This window comes from Kitasatospora sp. NPDC058492, assembly GCF_042720685.1.
Lineage (GTDB): Bacteria > Actinomycetota > Actinomycetes > Streptomycetales > Streptomycetaceae > Kitasatospora.
Genome location: NZ_JBHXMU010000028.1, coordinates 1 through 23,072 on the forward strand (window position 1 = coordinate 1; position 23,072 = coordinate 23,072).

The 23,072-nt window shown below is 73.0% G+C and carries 16 protein-coding genes; 8 read left to right on the forward strand and 8 right to left on the reverse strand.

Features of this window, described 5'->3' with window-relative positions; genetic code table 11:
• Nucleotides 1-364 precede the first annotated feature (364 nt).
• The 4 genes from ACFWPI_RS19655 to ACFWPI_RS19670 form a co-directional block, all read right to left on the reverse strand.
• Entirely contained in the window at nucleotides 365-1,039 is a 675-nt protein-coding gene (locus tag ACFWPI_RS19655; RefSeq protein ID WP_380378837.1) for a nucleoside/nucleotide kinase family protein, read from the reverse strand.
• A gap of 31 nt (nucleotides 1,040-1,070) precedes the next feature.
• Nucleotides 1,071-2,027, reverse strand: coding sequence for an LD-carboxypeptidase (locus ACFWPI_RS19660; RefSeq protein WP_380378836.1), 957 nt, complete (start codon nucleotides 2,025-2,027; stop codon nucleotides 1,071-1,073).
• A gap of 172 nt (nucleotides 2,028-2,199) precedes the next feature.
• Nucleotides 2,200-3,282: a tryptophan--tRNA ligase gene (gene trpS / locus ACFWPI_RS19665; protein ID WP_380334932.1), complete on the reverse strand. Its 1,083-nt coding sequence runs from the start codon at nucleotides 3,280-3,282 to the stop codon at nucleotides 2,200-2,202.
• Nucleotides 3,283-3,529: 247 nt separating this feature from the next.
• Nucleotides 3,530-5,101 (reverse strand): APC family permease, encoded by a 1,572-nt coding sequence (locus ACFWPI_RS19670; protein ID WP_063349310.1) that lies wholly within the window; start codon nucleotides 5,099-5,101, stop codon nucleotides 3,530-3,532.
• Nucleotides 5,102-5,422: 321 nt separating this feature from the next.
• Here ACFWPI_RS19670 and ACFWPI_RS19675 point away from each other — a divergent pair, with 321 nt between their 5' ends.
• Together ACFWPI_RS19675 and ACFWPI_RS19680 are read left to right on the forward strand one after the other, a co-directional pair.
• The gene (locus tag ACFWPI_RS19675; RefSeq protein ID WP_380378834.1) at nucleotides 5,423-6,538 is read left to right on the forward strand and encodes an ABC transporter substrate-binding protein; all 1,116 of its coding nucleotides are present in this window, start codon (nucleotides 5,423-5,425) and stop codon (nucleotides 6,536-6,538) included.
• A gap of 118 nt (nucleotides 6,539-6,656) precedes the next feature.
• Complete coding sequence (locus ACFWPI_RS19680; protein WP_380378832.1) at nucleotides 6,657-7,883, forward strand: hypothetical protein; 1,227 nt, start codon at nucleotides 6,657-6,659, stop codon at nucleotides 7,881-7,883.
• A 126-nt stretch (nucleotides 7,884-8,009) separates the two neighbouring features.
• On the opposite strand, the gene ACFWPI_RS19685 is transcribed toward ACFWPI_RS19680, so the two are convergent.
• Nucleotides 8,010-8,543: an NUDIX hydrolase gene (locus ACFWPI_RS19685; protein WP_063349308.1), complete on the reverse strand. Its 534-nt coding sequence runs from the start codon at nucleotides 8,541-8,543 to the stop codon at nucleotides 8,010-8,012.
• Nucleotides 8,544-8,638: 95 nt separating this feature from the next.
• On the opposite strand from ACFWPI_RS19685, the gene ACFWPI_RS19690 reads away from it, so the two are divergent.
• Nucleotides 8,639-9,613, forward strand: a complete 975-nt coding sequence (locus ACFWPI_RS19690; protein ID WP_380378830.1) for an ATP-grasp domain-containing protein — start codon at nucleotides 8,639-8,641, stop codon at nucleotides 9,611-9,613.
• A 56-nt stretch (nucleotides 9,614-9,669) separates the two neighbouring features.
• Here the strand turns inward: ACFWPI_RS19690 and ACFWPI_RS19695 are convergent, their stop codons facing one another.
• Both ACFWPI_RS19695 and ACFWPI_RS19700 read right to left on the reverse strand, forming a co-directional pair.
• Nucleotides 9,670-13,728: an ABC transporter transmembrane domain-containing protein gene (locus ACFWPI_RS19695; protein WP_380378828.1), complete on the reverse strand. Its 4,059-nt coding sequence runs from the start codon at nucleotides 13,726-13,728 to the stop codon at nucleotides 9,670-9,672.
• Between the two features lie 345 nt (nucleotides 13,729-14,073).
• Nucleotides 14,074-14,715 (reverse strand): TetR/AcrR family transcriptional regulator, encoded by a 642-nt coding sequence (locus ACFWPI_RS19700; RefSeq protein WP_107452927.1) that lies wholly within the window; start codon nucleotides 14,713-14,715, stop codon nucleotides 14,074-14,076.
• A 132-nt stretch (nucleotides 14,716-14,847) separates the two neighbouring features.
• On the opposite strand from ACFWPI_RS19700, the gene ACFWPI_RS19705 reads away from it, so the two are divergent.
• The 4 genes from ACFWPI_RS19705 to ACFWPI_RS19720 all read left to right on the forward strand — a co-directional run bounded on the left by ACFWPI_RS19705 (nucleotide 14,848) and on the right by ACFWPI_RS19720 (nucleotide 21,431).
• Complete coding sequence (locus ACFWPI_RS19705; RefSeq protein ID WP_063349305.1) at nucleotides 14,848-16,560, forward strand: carboxyl transferase domain-containing protein; 1,713 nt, start codon at nucleotides 14,848-14,850, stop codon at nucleotides 16,558-16,560.
• Between the two features lie 187 nt (nucleotides 16,561-16,747).
• Nucleotides 16,748-19,057, forward strand: a complete 2,310-nt coding sequence (locus ACFWPI_RS19710; RefSeq protein ID WP_380378826.1) for an acetyl/propionyl/methylcrotonyl-CoA carboxylase subunit alpha — start codon at nucleotides 16,748-16,750, stop codon at nucleotides 19,055-19,057.
• Nucleotides 19,054-20,040 carry a hydroxymethylglutaryl-CoA lyase gene (locus ACFWPI_RS19715; protein WP_380378824.1) on the forward strand — a complete coding sequence of 329 codons (987 nt, stop codon included), beginning with the start codon at nucleotides 19,054-19,056 and terminating at the stop codon, nucleotides 20,038-20,040. The genes ACFWPI_RS19710 and ACFWPI_RS19715 overlap by 4 nt, the downstream gene beginning before the upstream one ends.
• Nucleotides 20,041-20,240: 200 nt before the next feature.
• A complete protein-coding gene (locus ACFWPI_RS19720) occupies nucleotides 20,241-21,431 on the forward strand; it encodes an acyl-CoA dehydrogenase family protein (RefSeq protein WP_380378822.1) in 1,191 nt (396 codons plus the stop codon).
• A 169-nt stretch (nucleotides 21,432-21,600) separates the two neighbouring features.
• Here ACFWPI_RS19720 and ACFWPI_RS19725 read toward each other — a convergent pair whose 3' ends face one another.
• A complete protein-coding gene (locus ACFWPI_RS19725; RefSeq protein ID WP_063351389.1) occupies nucleotides 21,601-22,080 on the reverse strand; it encodes a universal stress protein in 480 nt (159 codons plus the stop codon).
• A gap of 72 nt (nucleotides 22,081-22,152) precedes the next feature.
• Between ACFWPI_RS19725 and ACFWPI_RS19730 the strand changes: the two genes are divergently transcribed.
• Nucleotides 22,153-22,737: a hypothetical protein gene (locus ACFWPI_RS19730; RefSeq protein ID WP_380378820.1), complete on the forward strand. Its 585-nt coding sequence runs from the start codon at nucleotides 22,153-22,155 to the stop codon at nucleotides 22,735-22,737.
• The last annotated feature ends 335 nt before the right edge of the window (nucleotides 22,738-23,072 follow it).

Consider the following 23,072-nt stretch of genomic DNA (forward strand, 5'->3'; position numbering starts at 1 on the left):
TGGCACGCTGTTGAGTTCTCAAGGAACGGACACTTCCTTCGGACCGCCTTCCAGCGGGCCCTCCGGGCGCTTCGTTCTTTCGTGTTTCAAGCTTACCAGATGTTTTCCGCTCCGTTTCCGGCGCTTCGTTCATCCAACTCGCTGATGTCTTCTGCGGCTTGACGCCCCGTCCGACGTTTCAAACTCTAGCCGATCCCCGCTCCGAAAAGCGAATCGGCCGCAATCCAATAAAACGAACACACCGAATAAGAACCAAGCCGCGACAAGACGCGACCCAGCCCGAACCAGGAAATGGTGTTTCAAAAGGATTGGCCGCCCCGGGACCGTCCGCGCCGATGCGTGTCCGGTGCTCCCTGCCGAGCGACTAGAGAACACTACCCCTGGCCGGCGTCACGGGCAAGCCGCTGCCGGGGACGGTCCGGGTGCAGAGGGCGCGGCCGGCTTTCACGTACTCGCCGTTGGGGTGGTCGTTGCCGGTCACCCAGTGGCGGGCGGTGGCCTCGTCGCGGCCACCGTCGCGGTGGCGGCGGAGCAGGCGCTCCTCGCGGAGGGCGTCGTCGGTGTCCACGTACCAGAGTTCGCGCAGCAGGCGGCGGGCCTCCGGCCACGGGGTGTCGGTGGAGGCGAGGTAGTTGCCCTCGGTGATGACGAGGCGGGTGTGCGGGCGGACGACGTGGCGGGCGGCGACCGGTTCGTCGAGGATGCGGTCGAAGTCGGGGACGTAGATGTCCTGGAAGCGGTCGGCGGCGATGCGGCGCAGCAGGGCGACGTACCCGTGGGCGTCGAACGTGGCGGGGGCGCCCTTGCGGTGGGTCAGGGCGAGGCGGTCCAGCTGGGCGGCGGACAGGTGGAAGCCGTCGAGCGGGACGTACGCGGCGCTGCCGGGGCCTTCGGCGCGTTCGATCTCGGCGACCAGGTGCCGGGCCAGGGTGGACTTGCCGGCGGCGGGCGGGCCGGCAAGTCCGAGGATCGTACGGGCGTTGCTGCCCGGGCCCCGGAGGAAGCCGAGGGCGAGGGCGGTGAGGCGGTCCTCGTTCATGGCCGCACCCTACTCACCGCCGGCCCGGGCCTCACCGCTCGGCGAGGGCGGGCACTTCCAGGGTGAGGGTGCCGGCGTCGGCGTCGAGGACGGCGGGGACGCCGAGCGGGACGGTCAGGGTGGAGGGGCAGTGGCCGAAGCCGAGTTCCCAGATGACGGGTATGCCGAGCGGGCCGAGGCGGTCGAGCATGACGTCCCGGACGCGGTCGAGCCGTCCGCAGCCGTCCCAGGAGCCGAGCGCGATGCCGGCGACCCCGTCGAACGCGCCGGAGCGCAGGAACTGGGTGAGGAGCCGATCGAGCTGGTACGGGTGCTCGTTGACGTCCTCCAGGATCAGGATGCCGCCGGCGTAGGAGGGCCGGGCGGCGGGCGTGCCGCGCTCGGCCGCGAGGACGTGGACGCAGCCGCCCGCGGTGACGCCCCTGGCGCGGCCGGGGACGAGGGCGGTGGCGGTCGGTGAGGTGAGCACGGTGGTGGCCGTGGGCTCGAAGAGGGTGCGGCGCAGGTGCTCGGCGGTCGGTCCGTCGGAGATGAAGGAGCCGGCCGCGCTCATCGGCCCGTAGAGGGTGGCGATGCCGAGCCGCTGGGCGAAGGCCTCCTGGAGGGAGGAGACGTCGCTGAAGCCGATGAACGGCTTGGGCGGGGCGGCGCGCATGGCGTCCCAGTCGAGCAGGTCGACCATGCGGTGGACGCCGTAGCCTCCGCGGGCGCAGATGACGGCGTCGACGGTGGGGTCGAGCCAGGCGGACTGGAGGTCGGCGGCGCGGTCGGCGTCGGTGCCGGCGAGGTAGCCGAGGGTGGGGTGGGCGTCGAGGACGTGCGGGGCGACGGTGACTCGCAGGCCCCAGGAGCGGAGGATCGCGCAGCCGTCGGTGAGTCGCTGGGAGTCGATCGGGCCGCTGGGGGCAACGACGGCGATGTGGTCGCCGGGGCGCAGGTGCGGCGGGCGGGTCAGACCCTGGCCGGACGTGGTCGGGTGCTGGTCCATGGGCCGGGACGCCTTTCGGGGGAGGCCGGGTACGGGCGGCCTCGGTGTGGTCGAGGCCGCCCGGTGACGATATGCCCCCGTTTCGACGGGCCGATGTCCGCGAGCCGACGTCTTCGGGCCGAAGGTGCGCCGGAGGTACGCCGGAGGTGCCCCGACGGTGCGGGGCGGTTCTTCAGATCGCCCCCATCACCTTCCTGACCTCGTCGAGGGTGGCGTCGGCGACGGCGTTGGCGCGTTCGGCCCCGTCGCGCAGGACCTGGCGCAGGTGGCCTCGGTCGGCGGCGAGTTCGGCACGGCGGGCGCGCAGGGGGCGGAGGTACTCGTTGACGGAGTCGGTGACGGTGCGCTTGAGCGCGGCGGCCCCGCCGTCGCCGAGTTCCTCGGCGATCTCCTCGGGTGCGCGGTCCTGGCAGAGCGCGGCGAGCAGGACGAGGCTGGAGACCTCGGGCCGGTTGGCCGGGTCGTAGTCGATCCGGCGGTCGGCATCGGTCCTGGCGCCGCGGATGATCCGGGCGGTCTCGTCCTCGGTGGCGCCGAGGGGGACGGAGTTGCCCCGGCTCTTGCTCATCTTGCCGCCGTCGGTGCCGAGCAGCAGCGGGGCGTCGGAGAGCAGTGCGCGGGGGGTGGGGAAGACGGCGCCGCCGTCGGCGTGCGGGTAGCGCTCGTTGAAGCGGCGGGCGATGGTGCGGGCGACTTCGAGGTGGGGCAGTTGGTCCTGGCCGACCGGGACGAGGTTCGCCTTGCAGAAAAGGATGTCGGCGGCCTGGTGGGCGGGGTAGGTGAACATCAGCCCGTTGACGGCGGACTGGCGGGAGTGCGCGATCTCGTCCTTGACGGTGGGGTTGCGGTTCAGTTCGGCGACGCTGACCAGGCTGAGGAAGGGCAGCAGCAGCTGGTTGAGGGCGGGGACGGCGCTGTGCGCGAAGATCGTGGCGCGGTCGGGGTCGAGGCCGGCCGCGAGGTAGTCGAGGACGAGGTTCTCGGTGTGCTCGGCGAGCCGGTCGGCGATGTCCCGGTCGGTGATGACCTGGTAGTCGGCGATCACGACGAACATCTCGACGCCCTGGTTCTGGAGCTGGACGCGGTTGTGCAGGGTGCCGAAGTAGTGGCCGAGGTGCAGCGGTCCGGTGGGGCGGTCCCCGGTGAGGACGCGGTGGCCGGCCGGGTCGGCGGTGAAGGTGGCGGTGGTGGCCACGGACGGGGTCGTCGAGGTCGTCGGGGTCGTCGCGTTGGTCGCGGTCGTCGCGGTGGTCATCGGGTTTCTCCTCGGTACGGCGGCGGTGGCGGCCGTCCGGGGCGGGGGCCCGTTCCGTGGGAAACGCGAAAGGGCCGTCCATTCCGGACGGCCCTGGTCGAGCGGGTGGGGTGGCCGTCCCTCAGGACGGCCACCAGCACTGGCCCGCGTAAAGCTTCATGCGGTCGAGGATAGCGTCGATGCCCGGCGGCGTGGTCGGTTTTCGGCGCTCCCGGTCCCCTCGGTCCTCCCGGTCCTCCCGGTCCTCTCAGTCCTCGACGACCAGCGCGGGGGTGTCCTTGCGCAGCGTCTCGCCGCGGAAGAACTCCGGCCGGGCCAGCCCGTAGCAGGTCATCAGGACGGCGCCGAGCAGCAGGATGCCGACGCCGATGACGAACACCGAGCCGATGCCGAAGACGGCGCCGCTGCCGTAGTCCGGGCTCCAGGCGTCGGTGAGGGTCTGCAGGAAGACCCCGCTCAGCAGCACGCCGCCGAGCAGCGGGGCGATGCCCTTGAGGAACAGGTCGCGGGGGCCGGTGCGCAGCGAGCGGCGGAAGTACCAGACGCAGGCGAACGCGGTCAGCGCGTAGTAGAAGCAGATCATCAGGCCGAGCGCCAGGATGGTGTCCTGGACGACGTTCTCGCTGATCAGGCTCATGCCGACGTAGAAGACGGCGGTGGCGATGCCGGCCGCGACGGTGGCGTACCCGGGGGTGCGGAAGCGCGGGTGGACGGCGCCGAAACGCGGCGGCACGGCGCGGTAGGCGCTCATCGCGAGCAGGGTGCGGGCCACCGGGATGAAGGTGGTCTGGAGGCTGGCGGCGGCGCTGGCGACGACGGCCAGGAAGAGCAGGACGCTCCACGGCGAGCCGAGGACCGGGCGGGCGAGCGCGGCGAAGACGTTGTCGGAGGTCTCCGGGTTGCTGAGGCCGGAGCCGGTGGAGCCGACGCCCGCGAACATCTGGGCGGAGATCGCGACCAGCAGGTACGAGCCGACCAGGGTGACCATGGAGACCATCGCGGCGCGGCCGGGGGTCTTGGTGCTGCCGAGGGTCTCCTCGTTCATGGTGAGGCAGGTGTCCCAGCCCCAGTACATGAAGATCGACAGCGACAGGCCGGCGGTGAAGGCGCTGAAGGAGCTGACCTGGAGCGGGTTGAGCCAGGAGAACGAGAAGCCGATCGAGTCGGGCAGGTCGCCGGCGGCGGCCTTGCCGATGGCGATGGCCGAGAAGAGCACCAGCACGGCGAGTTGGAGGCCGACCAGGCTGTACTGGAACCACTTGGTGGCGGTCATCCCCCGGTAGCTCATCGCGGTGGCGCCGGCGATCAGCAGGACGACGGTGAGCAGGTGGACGGCCTGGTTCTGGTCGAGTTCGGCGACCCAGCTCCTGCCGGTCATCTCGCCGAGCATCAGGTAGAGGAAGTCGGTCGCGACCCCGGCCAGGTTGGACAGCACGATGATGGTCGCGACGGTCAGGCCCCAGCCGGCCATCCAGCCGACCCGGGGGCCGAAGGCCTTGACCGTCCAGGTGAAGGACGTGCCGCAGTCCGGGAAGTCCTTGTTCAGCTCCTTGTAGGCGAACGCGACGAGCAGCATCGGCAGGAAGCCGGCCAGGAACACGGCGGGCATCTGGACGCCGACCGCGGTGACGGTCGGCCCGAGTGTCGCGGTCAGGCAGTAGACCGGGGCGACCGTGGAAACGCCCAGGACCACACTGCCCAGCAGGCCCACCGAGTTGCCCCGTAGACCCTTGTCCCCCGCTCCCCCAGCTGTCCCCTGGTCGGGGACTCCACCACTGATGCCACTGACCGGGGCACCCTGCGGAGCGTCGGGCGCCATTGCCCGGCCGCTGCTTCCGTGCTCTGAGAGCTGCTGATCAAACACCAGCGCACCCTAGGCGCGAGCATGGAAGGTTGAGTAGACCAACCCTTGGTGATCTAAACCACTTGCTTCGATTCGTTCTCGGCGAAGGCCGTCAAGGTGCAGCATTAACGGCGCGTTAAGCGGTGTACCTTGGTTTCAAAGGATCAGGGTCAAGAGAATTTCTCCCTTATGTCAAGGTTTGAGATGGTTCGCCCTCGGCTCGGACGGGCCACTACGCCCCCCTCGAGTGCTTCGGATAGGTTTGCCTCACCTAACCTCGATTCGAAGGAGCGTCGCGTGGCCCCCCACCCCGACGACCTGGTCCTCGTCCCCCGCACCCCCTCCCGCCGCAGGTTCCTCTCCGCCGGGATCGCCGGTGGGGCGGCCCTCGGCCTCGGCGGAATGCTCACCGCCTGCGGCAGCTCCGGCGGCTCGGGCGGCAACGGCGGCTCAGGCGGCGCGACCCCCGGCGCCGGCGGCGCATCGCCCGACCAGAAGTCGGTCAAGCAGGGCGGCGACGACTACGCCACCGTGATCGAGAAGATGAAGGGCTTCGGCACCGACGCCGCCCCCGGCGTCTACCCGCGCACCGTCAAGCACGCCATGGGCGAGACCGTCATCCCCGCCAAGCCCACCCGGGTCGTGGTGCTGGACACCGGCGAACTCGACAACGTCGTCGCACTCGGCATCCAGCCGGTCGGCATCGTCTACACCGACGGCTCCAAGTCCCTGCCGTCCTACCTCAAGGACAAGGCCGGCAACCCGGCCAACGTCGGCACCATCAACAGCCTCAACCTGGAGGCCATCGCCGCGCTCAAGCCCGACCTGATCCTCGGCAGCCAGCTGCGCGCCCAGGACCAGTACGCGCAGCTGTCCAAGATCGCGCCGACCGTCTTCTCGCTGCGCCCCGGCTACCCCTGGAAGCAGAACTTCCAGCTCAACGCCAGCCCGTTCGGCCTGGAGGCCGAGGCCAAGACCCAGCTCGACGCGTACCAGGCGGCCGCCACCGCGATCGGCGCCAAGCTCGGCGACAAGCGGCCCACCATCACGCCGCTGCGCTTCATGCCCGGCCGGACCCGGCTGTACGCCGAGCTGTCCTTCATCGGCACCATCCTCACCGACATCCCGCTGCCGCAGCCCAAGATCGAACAGGTCAAGGAACTCGCGGTGGAGGTCAGCCCGGAACAGATCGACAAGGCCGACGCCGACTGGATCTTCTACGGCGTGTACGGCAGCCCCAGCTCCACCAACCAGGACGCGGTGCTCGGCGGCGCGCTCTGGAAGACCCTCGGCGCGGTCAAGTCCGGTCAGGCCCGGCCGGTTTCGGACGAGACCTGGTTCCTCGGGCTCGGTGTCATGGCGGCCAACGTGGTGCTCGCCGACCTCAAGGGCTTCGTCGCGCCCGGCACTTGAGCCGACACGGGGTGTAGGGGCGGGCAGTGGTCTCGCGCACACCCCCGGAATTGATGCTTGGAGCTGGTCGCGCGGTGCGGGAGGATCATCCGGACCGTCCGCCGAAGGGCCCGTGCCGATGACCTCGCTCCACCCCGCCGCAACCGACCCGTCCCTGCCCGACCCGCCCGGGGACAGCGCCGGATCCGCGCCCCCGCACGCCGCACGCTGCTCCATCACGACGGCCGCCGAGACCGGCCCGGCCGGCACTCCGGGCGCCGCCCCGTCCGGCACCGCCGGCGGGCCGCGCCAGGCCGGCGGCTCACGCCACGACTCGGTGCCGCAGCCACGCGGACGGGAGGACGGCGCGGGGGACGGCGGACTCGCGGCGGCGAGGGGCGAGGCGGCTGCGGACGATCCGACCACCTCGCGGCTGCGGGCGGCGCTCGCCGACCGGCTGCGGGCCGCCCGCGCCCAAGGCCGCTCGGTCGCCGACCTGGCGGCCGCGTGCCGGCGATCGGCTACGGAAGTCCGGGCGCTGCTGGGCGAGAGCGCCGAGGACGGGGACGGCGAGGACGGCGAGGTCCGTGAAGGCGGCGCGGGCGGCGCGGATGTTGAGCACCGTGGAGACGTTCCGGGTGGCGGGGCCGAGGCCGTGGGCGGGCGGACCGGGACCGGGACCGGGACCGGGGCTGGCAGGTTCGGCCGGCCGGCCGTCACGCCCGAGGGCGACCGGGCCGTGCCCGTGCTGCGCGCGGCGCGCGAGGAACTCCGGGCCGCCGGCTCCCGGCGCCCCGCGCCCTCGCGCCGGCTGCGCCGGATGCACCCGCAGGCCGACGCGACCGGGCAGGGAGCGGCCGCACGGGAGACGGCCGCGACCGAACCGATCGGGACAGCACCTACGACACCCGTGACCTCCGCCGCTCTCCCGGCCGAGGTCTGGGCGGCAGCCGCACCCGGTTCAGGTGAACTCATCGGAGGCACCGGGGCGGTGACGGCTCCGTCGGCCGCCGCCCCCGAGGCGGCGTGGGCCGAAACACCACTCGGCATCCTGATCGGCGGCAGCCCGAACCAGCCCGAGGCCGTCGGCCGCCCGGAGGAGCGGGCGCCGGTCCGGGTGACGGCGGAACCGGTCCGGATCGGCCGCGGCACCAGCCTGATCGTGCTGCCCTCCTGGCGCGCCGCCATCGCCGTCTCGGTGCCGACCGAGCAGCTGCTGTCCGCCACCGGGCTCGCCTTCGAGCAGTTGGCCGACGCGCAGCTGACCGTGCTGATGAACCCCTGCGCGCTGCACGACCGGGAGCTGGACCTGCACGGTTGGGAATCCGGCCCGGGCGGGCGGGCGCGACGCGGCGGGCGCCCGTAGGGGCGTGCGCTTGTAGCAGCGTGTGGCCGTAGCAGCGCACTTTTGGGGCCCGCAGGTGACGGTCAGGAGACGGCGGTCAGGAGATCGCGGTCGGCCGTGCGTCGGGGAACGGTCAGCGGGTGGCCGTCAGCGGGTGGCCGGGGCGTTCGGGATGAAGCCGAGGTCGACGGGTACCGGGGGGCGCCCATCGACGGCCCAGCCCTCGCGGACGGCGGCCAGCAGCTCCGGCAGCCGGGGCGGCCAGAGCGCGTCGGCGTGCTCGTCCGCCAGGTCGGCCGGGGTCCACCAGCGCCAGTCGAGGATCCGGTCCTCGGCGTGCACCGCGCTGACGTCACCGACCGGGCCGCGGTGCGGTCCGCCCGTGAGGTAGATGTGCTCGTGCTGACGGACCGGGGTGCCGTGCCAGGTGAAGTCGTGTTCCCAGGTGCAGAGCAGCGGGCCCGGTTCGAGGTCGCTCCAGCCCGTCTCCTCCCAGAGTTCGCGCCGGGCGCCGGTCCACGGGGTCTCGCCGGGTTCCAGCCCGCCGCCCGGCATGGTCCAGTGGACGCCGACCTCGTCGTTGTCCGAACGGAGCAGGAAGACCGAGCCGTCCTCGTCCAGGACCACCGTGCGAGCCGCCTGCCGGGGGACACGTGTACGGAGTCTCAGCAGATTTCGCATCGGATCACTCTCCCAGCACCCGGCCGGGCCGTCGAGCGGGTTTGACGCGCCGAAAGCCGCCGACGCCGCCCCGCCCGGGCCTTACCCTGACGGCCATGCCCGTACCCGCGATCCTCTTCCCCGCCGACCCGCTCAACCCGCGCCGGCCCGACCCGCACTTCGCCTGGGAGGCCAGGCTGCTGCGGGAGTTGGGCGGCGAGCACCACCTGGTCGACCACGACGCGCTGCTCGCCGGGCACGCCGGGCACGCCGAGCAGGCGGTCCGGCGGGTGCCGCAGGACCGGGGTCCGCTCTGGTACCGGGGCTGGATGCTTCCGTCCGCCCGCTACACCGGCTTCGCCACCGCGCTCGCCGCGCGCGGCTGCGCCCTGCTGACCAGCCCGGCCGGCTATGCGACGGCACACGAACTGCCGGGCTGGTACGACGTGTTCGAGGGGGCGACTCCGCCCAGCACGTGGATCCCCACCGCCGCTTCCTCGGTGCCCGGGCCGGAAGAGCTGGCGGCCGCCGTGGCCCGGCTCGGCGGGAGCGGGCCGGCGATCGTCAAGGACTACGTGAAGTCGCGCAAGCACGAGTGGCACGAGGCCTGCTACATCCCCGAGTTGGCCGATCTGGCGAGCGTCGGGCGGGTGGTGGCGCGGTTCGTCGAGCTCCAGGGCGAGTTCCTGACCGGCGGGGTGGTGCTGCGGCGGTACGAGGAGTTCGAGCGGCCGGCCGACGGGCCGGGCGGCAGCTCGGGCGACGACTTCGGCGAAGGATCGGGGGAAGGATCGGATGTCCGTTCGGGCCGTGGGAGCGGGCGGGCCGTGGAGGCGCGGGTGTGGTGGCTGGACGGCGAACCCGTCCTGGTCGGGCCGCACCCCGACGCACCCCACCACGATGTCGAACCCGACCTCACCGGCGTCCGCCCCCTGGTCCGGATGCTCGGCTGCCGCTTCGTCACCACCGACCTCGCCAGCCGGGCCGACGGCTCCGGCTGGCGCGTGGTCGAGGTCGGGGACGGACAGGTCAGCGACCTGCCGCACGGGATCGACGCCACCGGCCTGCTGGCCTCGCTGATCGCCGCCTGACGATCAGTCTGGCGGGCCGCCGGCGACGGTCCGCCAGACTGATCGCGGGCAGTCGGCTACCCCGCGGCGACGGCCTCGACCGCCGGGTGGCCGTCCGCGATGAACGCCTGCCAGAGCCGGGCGTACGTGCCGCCCCGGGCGAGCAACTCGGTGTGCGTACCGTCCTCGACCACCCGGCCGTGGTCCAGCACGACGACCCGGTCGGCGCGCTCGGCGGTGGTCAGCCGGTGGGCGATGACCAGCGTGGTGCGGCCGCCACTGAGCCGGTCCGCGGCCTGGTTGACCACCGCCTCGGTGGCCAGGTCGAGCGCCGCGGTCGCCTCGTCGAGCAGCAGGACGTCCGGATCGACCAGTTCGGCCCGGGCCAGCGCGATCAACTGCCGCTGGCCCGCCGAGAGGTTGCGGCCGCGACCCGCGACCTCGTGGTCGTAGCCGCCGGACAGCCGGACGATCATGTCGTGCGCGCCGACCGCCCGGGCCGCCGCCTCCACCTCGGCCGGCGAGGCGTCGGGCCGGCCGTACGCGATCGCCTCGCGCACCGTGCCCGCGAACAGGTACGCCTCCTGCGGCACCACGCCCAGCCGGTGGCGGTACTGCGCCAGGTCGAAGCGGGTGAGGTCGACCCCGTCCACCCGCACGGTGCCCTCCGTCGCGTCGTAGAACCGGGCGACCAGCTTCACCAGCGTCGACTTGCCGGCGCCGGTCTCGCCCACCAGCGCCACCGTCTGCCCGGCCGGAATGTGCAGGTCCACACCGGTCAGCACGTTCGGGGCGCCGTCCGCACCGCCGTTGTAGGCGAAGCCGACACCCTCGAAGGAGATCTCGCCGCGCAGCCCCTCGGGCACCGGCACGGGGTCGGCCGCCTCGGCCGTGGCGGTCGGGGTGCGCAGCAGCTCCCGGATCCGGCCGAGGCCCACCGAAGCCTGCTGGTAGCCGTCGAACACCTGGGACAGCTGGTTGACCGGCGCGAAGAACAGATCGATGTACAGCAGGTACGCGACCAGCGCGCCGACCGTCAGCGTCCCGGCGTCGACCCGGGCCGCGCCCACGATCAGCACCAGCGCGGCGGCCACGCTGGAGAGGAACTGGACGAACGGGAAGTACAGCGAGATGTACAGCTGCGCGCGCACCCGGGCCTCGCGGTAGGCGACGCCCCGGGCGACGAAGCGGTCCGTGTTGGTGTCCAGGCGGCGGAAGGCCTGGACGATCCGCATGCCCGCCACGTTCTCCTGGAGGTCGGCGTTGACGGTGCTGATGAGGTCCCGGGACAGCTCGTACTGGTCCCTGGACTTCCGTCGGAACACCAGCGTCGCGATCACCAGCAGGGGCAGCACCGCGAAGACCACCAGAGCCAGGCCGGCGTCGATGATCAGCAGCGCGGCGAAGATCCCGCCGAAGGTCAGCAGGCTGACCACGGCGGTGACCACGCCGGTCTGCAGGAAGGACGTCAGCGAGTCCAGGTCGGTGGTCATCCGGGTCATGATCCGGCCGGACAGCTCGCGCTCGTAGTAGTCCAGGCCGAGCCGGTTGAGGTGGGCGAAGATCTTGAGGCGGAGCATGTAGAGCACCCGCTCACCGGTACGGCCGCTGACCCGGTTCTCGGCGCTCTGGACCAACCAGTCCAGCAGCACCACCACCAGCGCGGCGAGCGCGGCCACGGCGACCCCGGACATCAGGGCCTTGCTGACGCCCTGGTCGATGCCGTGCCGGATCAGCACCGGCAGCACCAGGCCGGAAGCCGCGTCGAGCGCGACGAGCAGCAGGGCCAGGGCGAGCGGGACGCGGAAGGGGCGCAGCAGGCGGCGGAGGGTGAAGTCCGGGTCACCGGCCTCGGCCTCGGCGCGCGGGACCGCCGGGGAGTCGGCGGCCGGCGGGAGGGCCGCGACCCTGGCCAGCAGGTCGGGGTCGGCGGTGCGGGCCGCCTTGACCAGGGCGGGGGTGGGGAGGTCGGGGGCAGCCGGGGCAGCGGGTTGCGAGGCGACGGGTTCCGGGGCAACGGGTTCCGGGGCCGGGGCCTGCGTGGGGGTCGGTCCGTCGACCTGCTCGGAGGCGGACCGCGCCTCGGTCTGCTCGGCGGCCTGCTCAGCGGTCTGCTGCTCGGGGGTCTGCTGCCCAGCGGGCCGCTCGGGGGTCTGCGGAGAGGTCTGCTCGACAGTCTGCGGGGCCTCGGACGACCGGGGTGTGCGGCCGGCCTCGGGGTCGGTGATCAGAGCCCGGTACTGGGGACATCGGGCGTCGAGTTCCTCGTGCGTGCCGATGTCCAGCAGCCGGCCGTGATCCAGGACGGCTATCCGGTCGGCAAGCTGCAGGGTCGAGCGGCGGTGGGCGATCAGCAGCGTGGTGCGGCCGGTCATCACCGAACGCAGCGCGTCGTGGATCTCCGCCTCGACCTGCGGGTCCACCGCCGAGGTGGCATCGTCCAGCAGCAGGATCCGGGGGTCGGTGAGGATCGCCCGGGCCAGCGCGATCCGCTGGCGCTGGCCTCCGGAGAGGGTCAGGCCCTGCTCGCCGACCTTGGTCTCGTAGCCGTCCGGCAGCGCGCGGACGAACTCGTCGGCCTGGGCGGCCCGCGCGGCCGCCACGACCTGCTCGTCCGTGGCGTCCGGACGGCCGTAGGCGATGTTGGTGCGGACCGACTCGGAGAACAGGAAGCTCTCCTCGGGGACGATGCCGACCGCCGACCGGACCGAGTCCAGGGTGAGGTCGCGCAGGTCGTGGCCGTAGAGGCGGACGGCGCCGGCCGCCGGGTCGTAGAAGCGCGGCACCAGCTGCGCCACCGTCGACTTGCCGGAGCCGGAAGCCCCGACCAGGGCGAGGGTCTCGCCGGGGGCCAGCTTCAGGCTGAGGCCGTGCAGGACGGGGGCGGGGTGCTCGGGGTCGTAGCGGAACTCGACCTGGTCGAACTCCAGGGCGACATCGGAGGCTCGGGGGCCTGCGGTGGCACGGGGGCTTGCAGCGACGCGGGGGCCTGCGGTGCTGCCTTCGCGGGTGCCGTCCCCGGTGGAGTCCAGGGTGAGGTCCAGGGTGAGCGCGTCCGGGCGCTCCTGGACCAGCGGGCGCTCGTCGATCAGCTGGAGGACGCGCTCCACACCGGCCCGGGCCTGCTGGCCGACCGTGATGACCATGGTGAGCATCCGCACCGGTCCGGTCATCTGCGCGACGTAGGTGGAGAAGGCCACGAAGGTCCCGAGCGACACCTGGCCGTCGACGGCCAGCCAGCCGCCGAAGGCCAGCACCGCGACCTGCGCGAGCGCCGGGACGGCCTGCATCGCCGGGTTGTAGCGGGCGTTGAGCCGGATCGACCGGAGCCGGGCCGCGAACAGGTTGCGGGAGGCCCGCTCCAGCTTGTCCAGCTCCTGCGCCTCCTGGCCGAAGCCCTTGACCACCCGGACACCGCCGATCGCGCCGTCCACCACACCCGCGACGGCGGCCGCCTCCTGCTGGGCGGCCCAGGTGGCGGGGAAGAGTCGCTTCCGACTGAGGACGGTGATCCACCACAGCGCGGGGGCCATCACCAGGGCTATCAGGGTGAGCGGCGGGGAGAGCCAGACCATCACGGCCAGCGACATGACGAACATCAGCAGGTAGCCGGTCATCATCGGCAGCATCGAGAGCAGGCCGTTGATCAGCTGGAGGTCGGAGGTCGCACGCCCGACCACCTGGCCGGTGTCCAGCCGGTCCTGGCGGTGGCCGTCGAGCCGGCCGAGCGAGCGGAACAGGTCGCTGCGCATGTCGTGCTGGACGTCCAGGGCGAGCTGGCCGCCGTAGTAGCGGCGGACCTGGGTGCACCCGAAGACGACGACGGCGGCGAGCAGCAGCACCACCGCCCAGGGGACCAGCGAACGGGTGTGCGCGGTGATGACGTCGTCGATGATCAGCTTGGTGACCAGCGGCACCAGCGAGGTGACGGCCATGCCGACGAGCGAGGCGCCGAAGGCGAGCAGCACGCTGCGACGGGAGCGCCAGCAGTAGCCGACCAGGCGGCGCAGCCAGCCGACGGCCTGCGGGTCGTTGCCGTCCGGCTGCGGGTGGGCGCCGTCCGGCTGCGGGCTCGCGCCGGGGGCCGGTGAGCCGCTCGGGGATTGCTCCACCGTGGATCCGTGAGTCTCAGGCATATTTAGGGATGCTAACCATTTCGTCGGGTGGCCGCCATGGCGTTTCCGGCCCGGATGGGGCCGGAGCGGGCCGGGGCGGCCCGGATCGTCCGGTCCGGCGGACTGGCCAACAGCCTGCGGCCTGCGGTGATTCCCGGCCGAACGAACGCACGGCCCGCCGACCCGCCCGCCTCCAGGGTCGCCCGCCTCCGGGGTCGCCTGCCTCCAGGGTCGCGGACGGGCCGCCGAAGGCCCAGCGGCCCGGGGCGGGCGGGCGCCGTCCTTTGGTCCTAGACCTCCGGCCTCGGAGCCGGAGCGCCAACCTTGGGCCTGGACTGCCGAGCGGGCCGTCCGGGTGCGCAGGACTCAGGCCTGCGCGGACACCGACTCGGCCGCCGCCGCGAAGGCGCCGTGGGCGAGGGCGTGCAGCAGGACGGCCATGCCGTCGCGCTGGAGGCCGGAGCGCTCGTCCTGGGCGGGGCCCGGGCCGAGGCTGTGCGGGGTCGAGTTGATCAGGCCGAAGACGGCGTGGACGGCGGCCCTGGCCACCGGTTCGGCGGCGGGGCCCGTCAGCTGCGGATAGACCTGCCGGACCACGTCCACCCACAGCTCGACGTAGCCGCGCTGGAGCCGGCGGACGGTGCGCCGGTCCTCCTCCTTGAGGTTCAGCAGCTCGCGGTCGTGGAGGGTGATCAGGTCGCGGTCGTCGAGGGCGAAGTCGACGTGGCCGCCGATCAGCGCGTCCAGCGCGGCAGCCGGACCGTCGCCGCCCCCCGCCCGGCGCCGCCCCTCCTCCAGCAGGCGCTCGCTGATGCCGATCAGCAGATCGGCGAGCATCGCGTCCTTTCCGGCGAAGTGGCGGTAGAGCCCGGGGCCGCTGATGCCGACGGCCTTGCCGATCTCGTCCACACCCACCCCGAGGAAACCCCGGGCCGCGAAGAGTCGCGCGGCCTCCCGACGGATCTGGTCGCGGCGTGGGAGCGCGGAGGCTGCGGGGACGTTCGGCATGCTGCCCATCGTAGACAGTGGGGTTATCGGCCGTTAACCTGGGCGCGTAAGTTAACGTTAATTAACGTGGGGTCCATGGGCGCACCGCATCCGGCCGCCCGCCTGGTGCCGAGGGCAAGGGAGCTCTTGGGAATGGTCATCTCAACCGCCGGTGTACCCACCGGCGTCCATGGCAGCACAGCGGCCGGCACCACGGCGGCGCCAGGTGCCGTACCGCCGGGAGCCGCTGCTCCCGCGCCCCGGCTCGGCACTGCGGTCGACCCGGGCTCCACCGCCTACCGCGCCAACACCGAGGCACACCGGGCCCTGGTCGCCGAGCTGCGCGAGAAGCTCGACGCGGCGGCCCTCGGCGGCGGCGCCAGGGCCCGCGCCCGGCACACGGCGCGCGGCAAGCTGCTCCCCCGCGACCGGGTGGACGCCCTGCTCGACCCGGCCTCGCCCTTCCTGGAACTGGCCCCGCTGGCCGCCGACGGAATGTACGACGGGGCGGCGCCCGCGGCCGGGGTGATCGCGGGCATCGGCCGGGTCGCCGGGCGCGAGGTGGTGGTGGTCGCCAACGACGCCACCGTCAAGGGCGGCACCTACTACCCGATGACCGTGAAGAAGCACCTGCGCGCCCAGGAGGTCGCGCTGGAGAACCGGCTGCCCTGCGTCTACCTGGTGGACTCCGGCGGCGCCTTCCTCCCCATGCAGGACGAGGTCTTCCCGGACCGCGACCACTTCGGCCGGATCTTCTACAACCAGGCCAGGCTCTCCGCCGCGGGCATCCCGCAGATCGCCGCCGTGCTCGGCTCCTGCACGGCCGGCGGGGCGTACGTCCCGGCGATGAGCGACCAGGCCGTGATCGTCCGCAACCAGGGCACGATCTTCCTGGGCGGGCCGCCGCTGGTGAAGGCCGCCACCGGAGAGGTGGTCACCGCCGAGGAACTGGGCGGCGGTGACCTGCACTCCCGCACCTCGGGGGTGACGGACCACCTGGCCGAGGACGACGCCCACGCCCTCTCCATCGTCCGCACGATCGTGGCCGGGCTCGGCCCGCGCTCGGCCAGGCCGTGGCCGCTCACCCCGGTCGAGCCGCCGGCCGTGGACCCGGCCGGCCTGTACGGGGCCGTCCCGGTCGACCCGCGCACGCCCTACGACGTGCGCGAGGTGATCGCCCGGCTGGTCGACGGCAGCCGGTTCGCCGAGTTCAAGGCCGAGTACGGCGCGACCCTGGTCACCGGCTTCGCCCGGATCCACGGCCACCCCGTCGGCATCGTCGCCAACAACGGCGTGCTGTTCTCCGAGTCGGCCCTCAAGGGCGCCCACTTCATCGAGTTGTGCGACCAGCGCGGCATCCCCCTCCTCTTCCTGCAGAACATCACCGGGTTCATGGTCGGCCGGCAGTACGAGGCGGGCGGCATCGCCAAGCACGGCGCCAAGATGGTCAACGCCGTCGCCAGCACCCGCGTCCCGAAGCTGACCGTGGTGATCGGCGGCTCGTACGGAGCCGGCAACTACTCGATGTGCGGCCGGGCCTACTCACCTCGCTTCCTGTGGATGTGGCCGGGCTCGAAGATCTCCGTGATGGGCGGCGAGCAGGCGGCGTCCGTCCTCGCCACCGTCCGCCGCGACCAGTTGGAGGCCCACGGCGAGCAGTGGCCGGCCGAGGCGGAGGAGGAGTTCAAGCGCCCCGTCCGCGAGCAGTACGAGCGCCAGGGCAACGCCTACTACGCCACCGCCCGCCTCTGGGATGACGGCGTGATCGACCCGATGGACACCCGCACCGTCGTCGGCCTCGCCCTCACCGCCTGCGCCAACGCCCCGCTCCCGCCGCCCGGCCCGTACGGGGTCTTCCGGATGTGACCCCGCCCCGGCGGGTGTGACCCGCCCCCTCCCACGCGACCTCTCCTCTCCTGTCGGTGTGACCCCGCTCCTGCGGGCGTGACTCCCGCGGCGCCGGCGCACCCGGGCCGGCGCCCTCCTCTCCACCGCCGCCACCCCGCCGCCACCTCCTTCGTACGGCTCCCCTCGACCCGGAGGAACGCCTCCCATGTTCGACACAGTTCTGGTCGCCAACCGCGGCGAGATCGCCCTCCGGGTGATCCGCACCCTGCGGCGGCTCGGCGTGCGCTCGGTCGCCGTGTTCAGCGACGCCGACGCCGACGCGCCGCACGTCCGCGAGGCCGACGTCGCCGTCCGGCTCGGCCCGGCCGACCGCAGCGACAGCTCGGCGGCCGAGACCTACCTGCGCACCGACCAGATCCTCGCCGCCGCCCGCCGCACCGGGGCCCAGGCCGTCCACCCCGGTTACGGCTTCCTCGCCGAGAACGCCGGCTTCGCCCGCGCCTGCGCCGACGCCGGCCTCGTCTTCATCGGACCTCCTCCCGGTGCGGTCGAGCTGATGGGTGACAAGATCAACGCCAAGGAAGCCGTCCGAACCGCCGGCGTTCCGGTGGTCCCCGGCAGCCAGGCCACCGCGCCCACCGACGGGGATCTCCTCGCCGCCGCCGAGGAGATCGGCTACCCCGTCCTGCTCAAGCCGTCCGCCGGAGGCGGTGGCAAGGGCATGCGCCTCGTGCGGGACCGCGCCGACCTGCCCACCGAGATCGCCGCCGCCCGCCGCGTCGCCCGGACCGCCTTCGGTGACGACACCCTGCTGCTGGAACGCTGGGTCGACCGGCCGCGCCACATCGAGGTGCAGGTGCTCGCCGACGCCCACGGCACCACCGTCCACCTCGGCGAGCGCGAATGCAGCCTCCAGCGCCGCCATCAGAAACTGATCGAAGAGGCTCCCTCCGTTCTGCTCAATGCCGAGACCCGCGCCGCGATGGGCGCCGCGGCCGTCCGCGCCGCGGAGTCCTGCGGCTACACCGGGGCCGGCACCGTGGAATTCATCGTTCCCGGCATCGACCCGGACTCCCCCGCCACCGCCTCCACCGAGGGGGTGCGGGACTTCTTCTTCATGGAGATGAACACCCGCCTCCAGGTCGAACACCCCGTCACCGAACTCGCCGTCGCCGTCGGCGACGATTCAGCCCGACTCGACCTGGTCGAGTGGCAGCTGCGGATCGCCTCGGGCGAACGGCTCTCCTTCGATCAGTCCGACATCTCCTTCCTGGGCCACGCCATCGAGGCCCGGATCTGCGCCGAGGACCCGGAACGGGACTTCCTGCCCACCGGCGGCCGCATCCTCGTCCTGGACGAGCCCCAGGGCGAGGGCGTGCGCGTCGACTCCGGAGTCGCCCCCGGATCCGTCGTCACCAGCGCCTACGACCCGATGCTCGCCAAGGTCATCGCGTACGGGCCCGACCGCCCGACCGCGCTGCGCCGGCTCCGCGCCGCGCTGGCCGACACCCGCATCCTGGGCGTCACCACCAACACCGGCTTCCTGCGACGGCTGCTCGCACACCCCGAGGTCGTCGCCGGCCGGCTGGACACCGGCCTGGTGGAACAGACGGCCCAACAGCAGCCCGCCCTGCTCGCCTCGCCGTACTCCCCGGCGAACGCGCCGAACGGCGCGAACGAGACCGGCGAGGCCGACAAGGCCAACGAGGCCGATGACGCGCACGAGGCCGACGCCACAACTGCCGACCCGCTGACGGCCGAGACGCCACCACCTGCCCACCTCCTCTACTACGCGGCCGCGCTGGCGCGGCACCTGGACCTCACCCCGGCCGCCGACCCCGGCGGCTGGACCGACCCCTTCTCCCTTCCCTCCGGCTGGCGCCTGAGCGGCACCCCCGCCTGGACCACCCACCGACTCCGTACCCCCGGCCAGGATCCGGTCTCGGTGCGCATCCGTTCGATCACTGCGGGCAACGTAGCCGATGCCACTGACAATCCCGCCGAGCTCACCCGCGAGGTCGAGCTCCGGCTCGGCGCCGGGCCCGTCCACCGGGCCCGCGCGACCCGGACCGCCGACCGGCTGCACCTGACCGTCGACGGCCTGCAGACCACGTTCGCGCTGGCCACCGACGCCGCTCCCGGCCTCGCCGCCGGCCCGGTGACCTGGCTCGGCATCGAGGGCGACGCCTGGTCGCTGCACGCCCACGACCCGGTGGGCGAGCGCGCCGCCGGAACCGCCGCCCACCACGGCGCCCTGACCGCCCCGATGCCCGGAACCGTCACCGTCGTCAAGACCACGACGGGCGAGACGGTCCGCAAGGGCCAGCCCCTGCTCGTGCTGGAGGCCATGAAGATGGAACACGTGATCGCCGCCCCGCACGACGGCGTGGTGGCCGAGCTGCGGGCCACCGCGGGCGCCACCGTCGCGATGGAGGAACTGCTGGTCGTGGTCGCCCCGGCCGGGGACGGCGCCGACGAGCAGGCCGCCCCCGCGCCCGCCGGGGTGCGGTCATGACCGCACCCGCCCGCGAGCCCGACGCGCTGGACCTGGGCCTGCCCGACCCCGTCCGCGCCCCCGGCCTGCCCGAGGAGGTCCGGATCCACGAGGTCGGACCGCGCGACGGGCTGCAGAACGAGGGCTCCCTGGTGCCCGTGGAGGTCAAGGCGGAGTTCATCGCCCGGCTCGCGGCCGCCGGGCTGCGCACCGTCGAGGCGACCAGCTTCGTCCACCCGAAATGGGTCCCGCAGCTGGCCGACGCCGAAGAACTGATGCCCCGGCTCGCCGGCCTGCCGGAGCGCAACCCCGGCCTGCGGCTGCCGGTGCTGGTGCCCAACGAACGCGGCCTCGACCGGGCGCTCGCCCACCACGCCACCGACGTCGCGGTGTTCGCCAGCGCCACCGAGACCTTCGCCCGCCGCAACCTCAACCGCTCGGCGGACGAGGCGATGGCGATGTTCCGCCCGGTCGTGACGCGGGCGACCGAGGCCGGGCTGGCGGTCCGCGGCTACCTCTCGATGTGCTTCGGAGACCCCTGGGAAGGTCCGGTCCCGGTCTCCCAGGTGGTCGGATACGGCGTGCGGCTGCTGGAGATGGGCTGCGCGGAGCTGAGCCTCGGCGACACCATCGGCGTGGCCACCCCCGGGCAGGTCGGCGCCCTCCTGGCCGGCTTCGCGCGGGCCGGGGTGCCGGCCGGCCGGCTCGCCGTGCACTTCCACGACACCTACGGCCAGGCGCTCAGCAACACCCTGGCGGCCCTGCGCGAGGGGGTCACCACGGTGGACGCGTCGGCGGGCGGCCTCGGCGGCTGCCCGTACGCGAAGAGCGCCACCGGCAACCTGGCCACCGAGGACCTGGTGTGGATGCTGCACGGGCTCGGCATCCGGACCGGGGTCGACCTGCGCGCGCTGGTCGCCACCAGCGGGTGGATGGCCGAGCGGCTGGGCCGTCCGAGCCCGTCCCGCACCGTCCAGGCGCTGCTCGGCGCCGCCCGGGGCTGACCCCGCCCCACCACCGCTCCCCGGTGCCGGCCGCGCGGAATCCCGGCCGCGGCCGGCACCAGGCACCAGGCACCAGGCACCAGGCACCAGGCACCACGTTCATCGTCCAACCACACCGTGCGACCGTCACACCGTCAGACGGACGCCGGTCGTCCCGCTCACGCCCGCGGCCACCCCGGCCGGGCTCCAGGAGGATCACCGTGTTCGACCACCGGCTCAGCAGCGAGTACGAGGAACTGCGGCGCACCGTCGCCGAGTTCGCCCAGGACGTGGTGGCGCCGAAGATCGGCGGGTTCTACGAGCGGGAGGAGTTCCCGTACGAGATCGTCCGCGAGATGGGGCGCATGGGCCTGTTCGGCCTGCCCTTCCCGGAGGAGTACGGCGGCATGGGCGGCGACTACTTCGCGCTGGGCATCGCCCTGGAGGAACTCGCCCGGGTCGACTCCTCGGTGGCGATCACCCTGGAGGCGGCCGTCTCGCTCGGCGCGATGCCGATCCACCGGTTCGGGACGGAGGAGCAGAAGCGCGAGTGGCTGCCCCGGCTGACCTCCGGCGAACTCCTCGGTGCCTTCGGCCTGACCGAGCCCGAGGGCGGCTCGGACGCCGGCGCGACCCGCACGACCGCGCGGTACGACGAGACCACCGACGAGTGGGTCATCAACGGCACCAAGTGCTTCATCACCAACTCCGGCACGGACATCACCGGTCTGGTCACCGTCACCGCACTCACGGAACCGATCGCTCGTTCGAGTGAAGAAGGCGAATTCCGCTCGCCAACGCGCGAAATCTCTTCCATCATCGTGCCCACCGGGACCCCGGGGTTCCAGGTATCGAAGAAGTACTCGAAGGTCGGGTGGAACGCATCCGACACCCGCGAACTGTCCTTTACCGACTGCCGCGTCCCCGCGGCCAACCTGCTGGGCGAGCGTGGCCGAGGCTACGCCCAGTTCCTGCGGATCCTCGACGAGGGCCGCATCGCGATCGCGGCCCTGGCCACCGGCCTGGCCCAGGGATGCGTCGACGAGTCCGTCAAGTACGCCGGCATGCGCCGGGCCTTCGGCCGGCCGATCGGCGCCAACCAGGCCATCCAGTTCAAGCTCGCCGACATGGAGCTGCGCGCCCACACCTCCCGCCTGGCCTGGCGGGACGCCGCCTCCCGGCTGCTGCACGGCGAACCGTTCAAGAAGGAGGCCGCGATCGCGAAGCTGTACTCGTCCGAGGCCGCCGTCGACAACGCCCGCGAGGCGACCCAGATCCACGGCGGGTACGGCTTCATGAACGAGTTCCCGGTCGCCCGTTTCTGGCGCGACTGCAAGATCCTGGAAATCGGGGAGGGCACATCGGAGGTTCAGCGCATGCTCATCGCCCGGGAGATCGGCGCCGGGTTCTGATCCGGCCCCACCGGAGCAACACCCCGCTCCTCAGGCGGCGTTGAGGAGCGCCCGACGCAGAGGAGCGGGCCGACGCCGACGGGGCGGTCGACACCATCGGCGGCCGACACCAGCGGCCGACAACGGGGAGACGCCTCCGGGGCGCGGAAACGCGGCGCCCGACTGAGCGTCAGGGAATCACGATCACCGGGCGGTTGGCCCGCCGCGCCAGCCGTCCGGAGACCGAGCCGAAGATCTTGCCGAGCAGGCCGTGCGTCGTGCCGACGACGATCGCGTCGGCGGCGTACTCGCGGCCGACCTCCTCGATCTCGTGGCAGATGTCGCCGCCCCGCTCGATCAGGATCCACGGCACCCCGGTGAGGAAGTCCGCGCAGGCGAGCTCCAGACCCAGGACCTCGGTCCGGTGGTCGGGGAGGTCGACGAAGACGGGAGGTTCACAGCCTGCCCAGACAGTGGCGGGCAGGCGATTGGCGACGTGCACGATCACCAGGCCGCACTGCGAACGGCGCGCCATGCCCACCGCGTACGCGAGGGCGCGCTCGCTCGACAGGGAGCCGTCGAAGCCGACGACCACGCCGTGCTGGAAGACCGGGTCGAGGGAGCGCGCGGACGCGTCCCGGGCCGTCGACTCGGTGTGCGCGCCGGGCAGGCCGGACGCCTCCGGGCGCTCGGCGCCCGGGCCCAGGCGGCCCGTCACCGGAGACCCTGCAGGGTCGGCCGGGTGCCCGCCACGCCGCTGGCGAGGCCCTGGACGGTCGTGCCGGGCGAGGCCGCCCCGTCGGACCAGGCCGCACAGAGCACGCACGAGGCCCCGGGGAGCACCCGGCCCCGGGCCGGCTTCCTCAGCGCCCGGGGTGCGATCGGCGGCACCAGCGACACCCGAGGTGCCAACCGGCGCGTCGGCTCGCTGGGCGACGGCGTCGCCAACCCGCTCGCCGACAACCCGCTCGCCGGCATGCTCGCCGACACGGTCATCAGCCCGCTCGCCCCTGCGCTCACCCCCGCGCTCGTCGGCCGGTGCGTAGCCGAGCTCGTCGGCTTGGGCGTCGACCTGGTCGTCGGCTCGGTCATCGGCCTGCCTACTGGCGGGCAGGCGACCCGATACATCGGCGCGCCCGTCGGCTGGAGCGAGGTCCGCGCGGCCGCCGTCGTCCCCGGCGCCTGCGCCTGCGCCCACGCTGCGGGGCGCGTCCGGCTCCACCGGTCGGAAGGACTCAAAACCAGCCATGGCTCACGGCTCTTCAGGGGAGAGGGGCCGACAGGAGAGGACAACGCCGCCCGGGCAGCAGGCCCGCCCACGGGATGACGTCGGTCTGCGCCGCGCAGCACCGTATGTGACCTGTTCCTTTCAGAGTACGACGGGTGTGAGGCCCAGCCCAGCGGTGAGGCCTCGGAGCGGCATTGTTCCCGCGAAAGGAGGATGCGCCCGCCGTCGGCAGTGCGCCCCGCCCGCAGGCCACGCGCCCCCTCCAGAAAGGAGGTTCCCTGGAGCTTGACTGAGCGGACCGGACGACGCAACAGGCCTGCCGGACACCGTGACCGGACTGTCATGGATCGGCGACGATCCGTTGCGACACGTCGCGAACCGTCACGCCCCGCCAGCCTCAGCCGGCCCGCCCGGACCCACCCGTACGCCAGGTC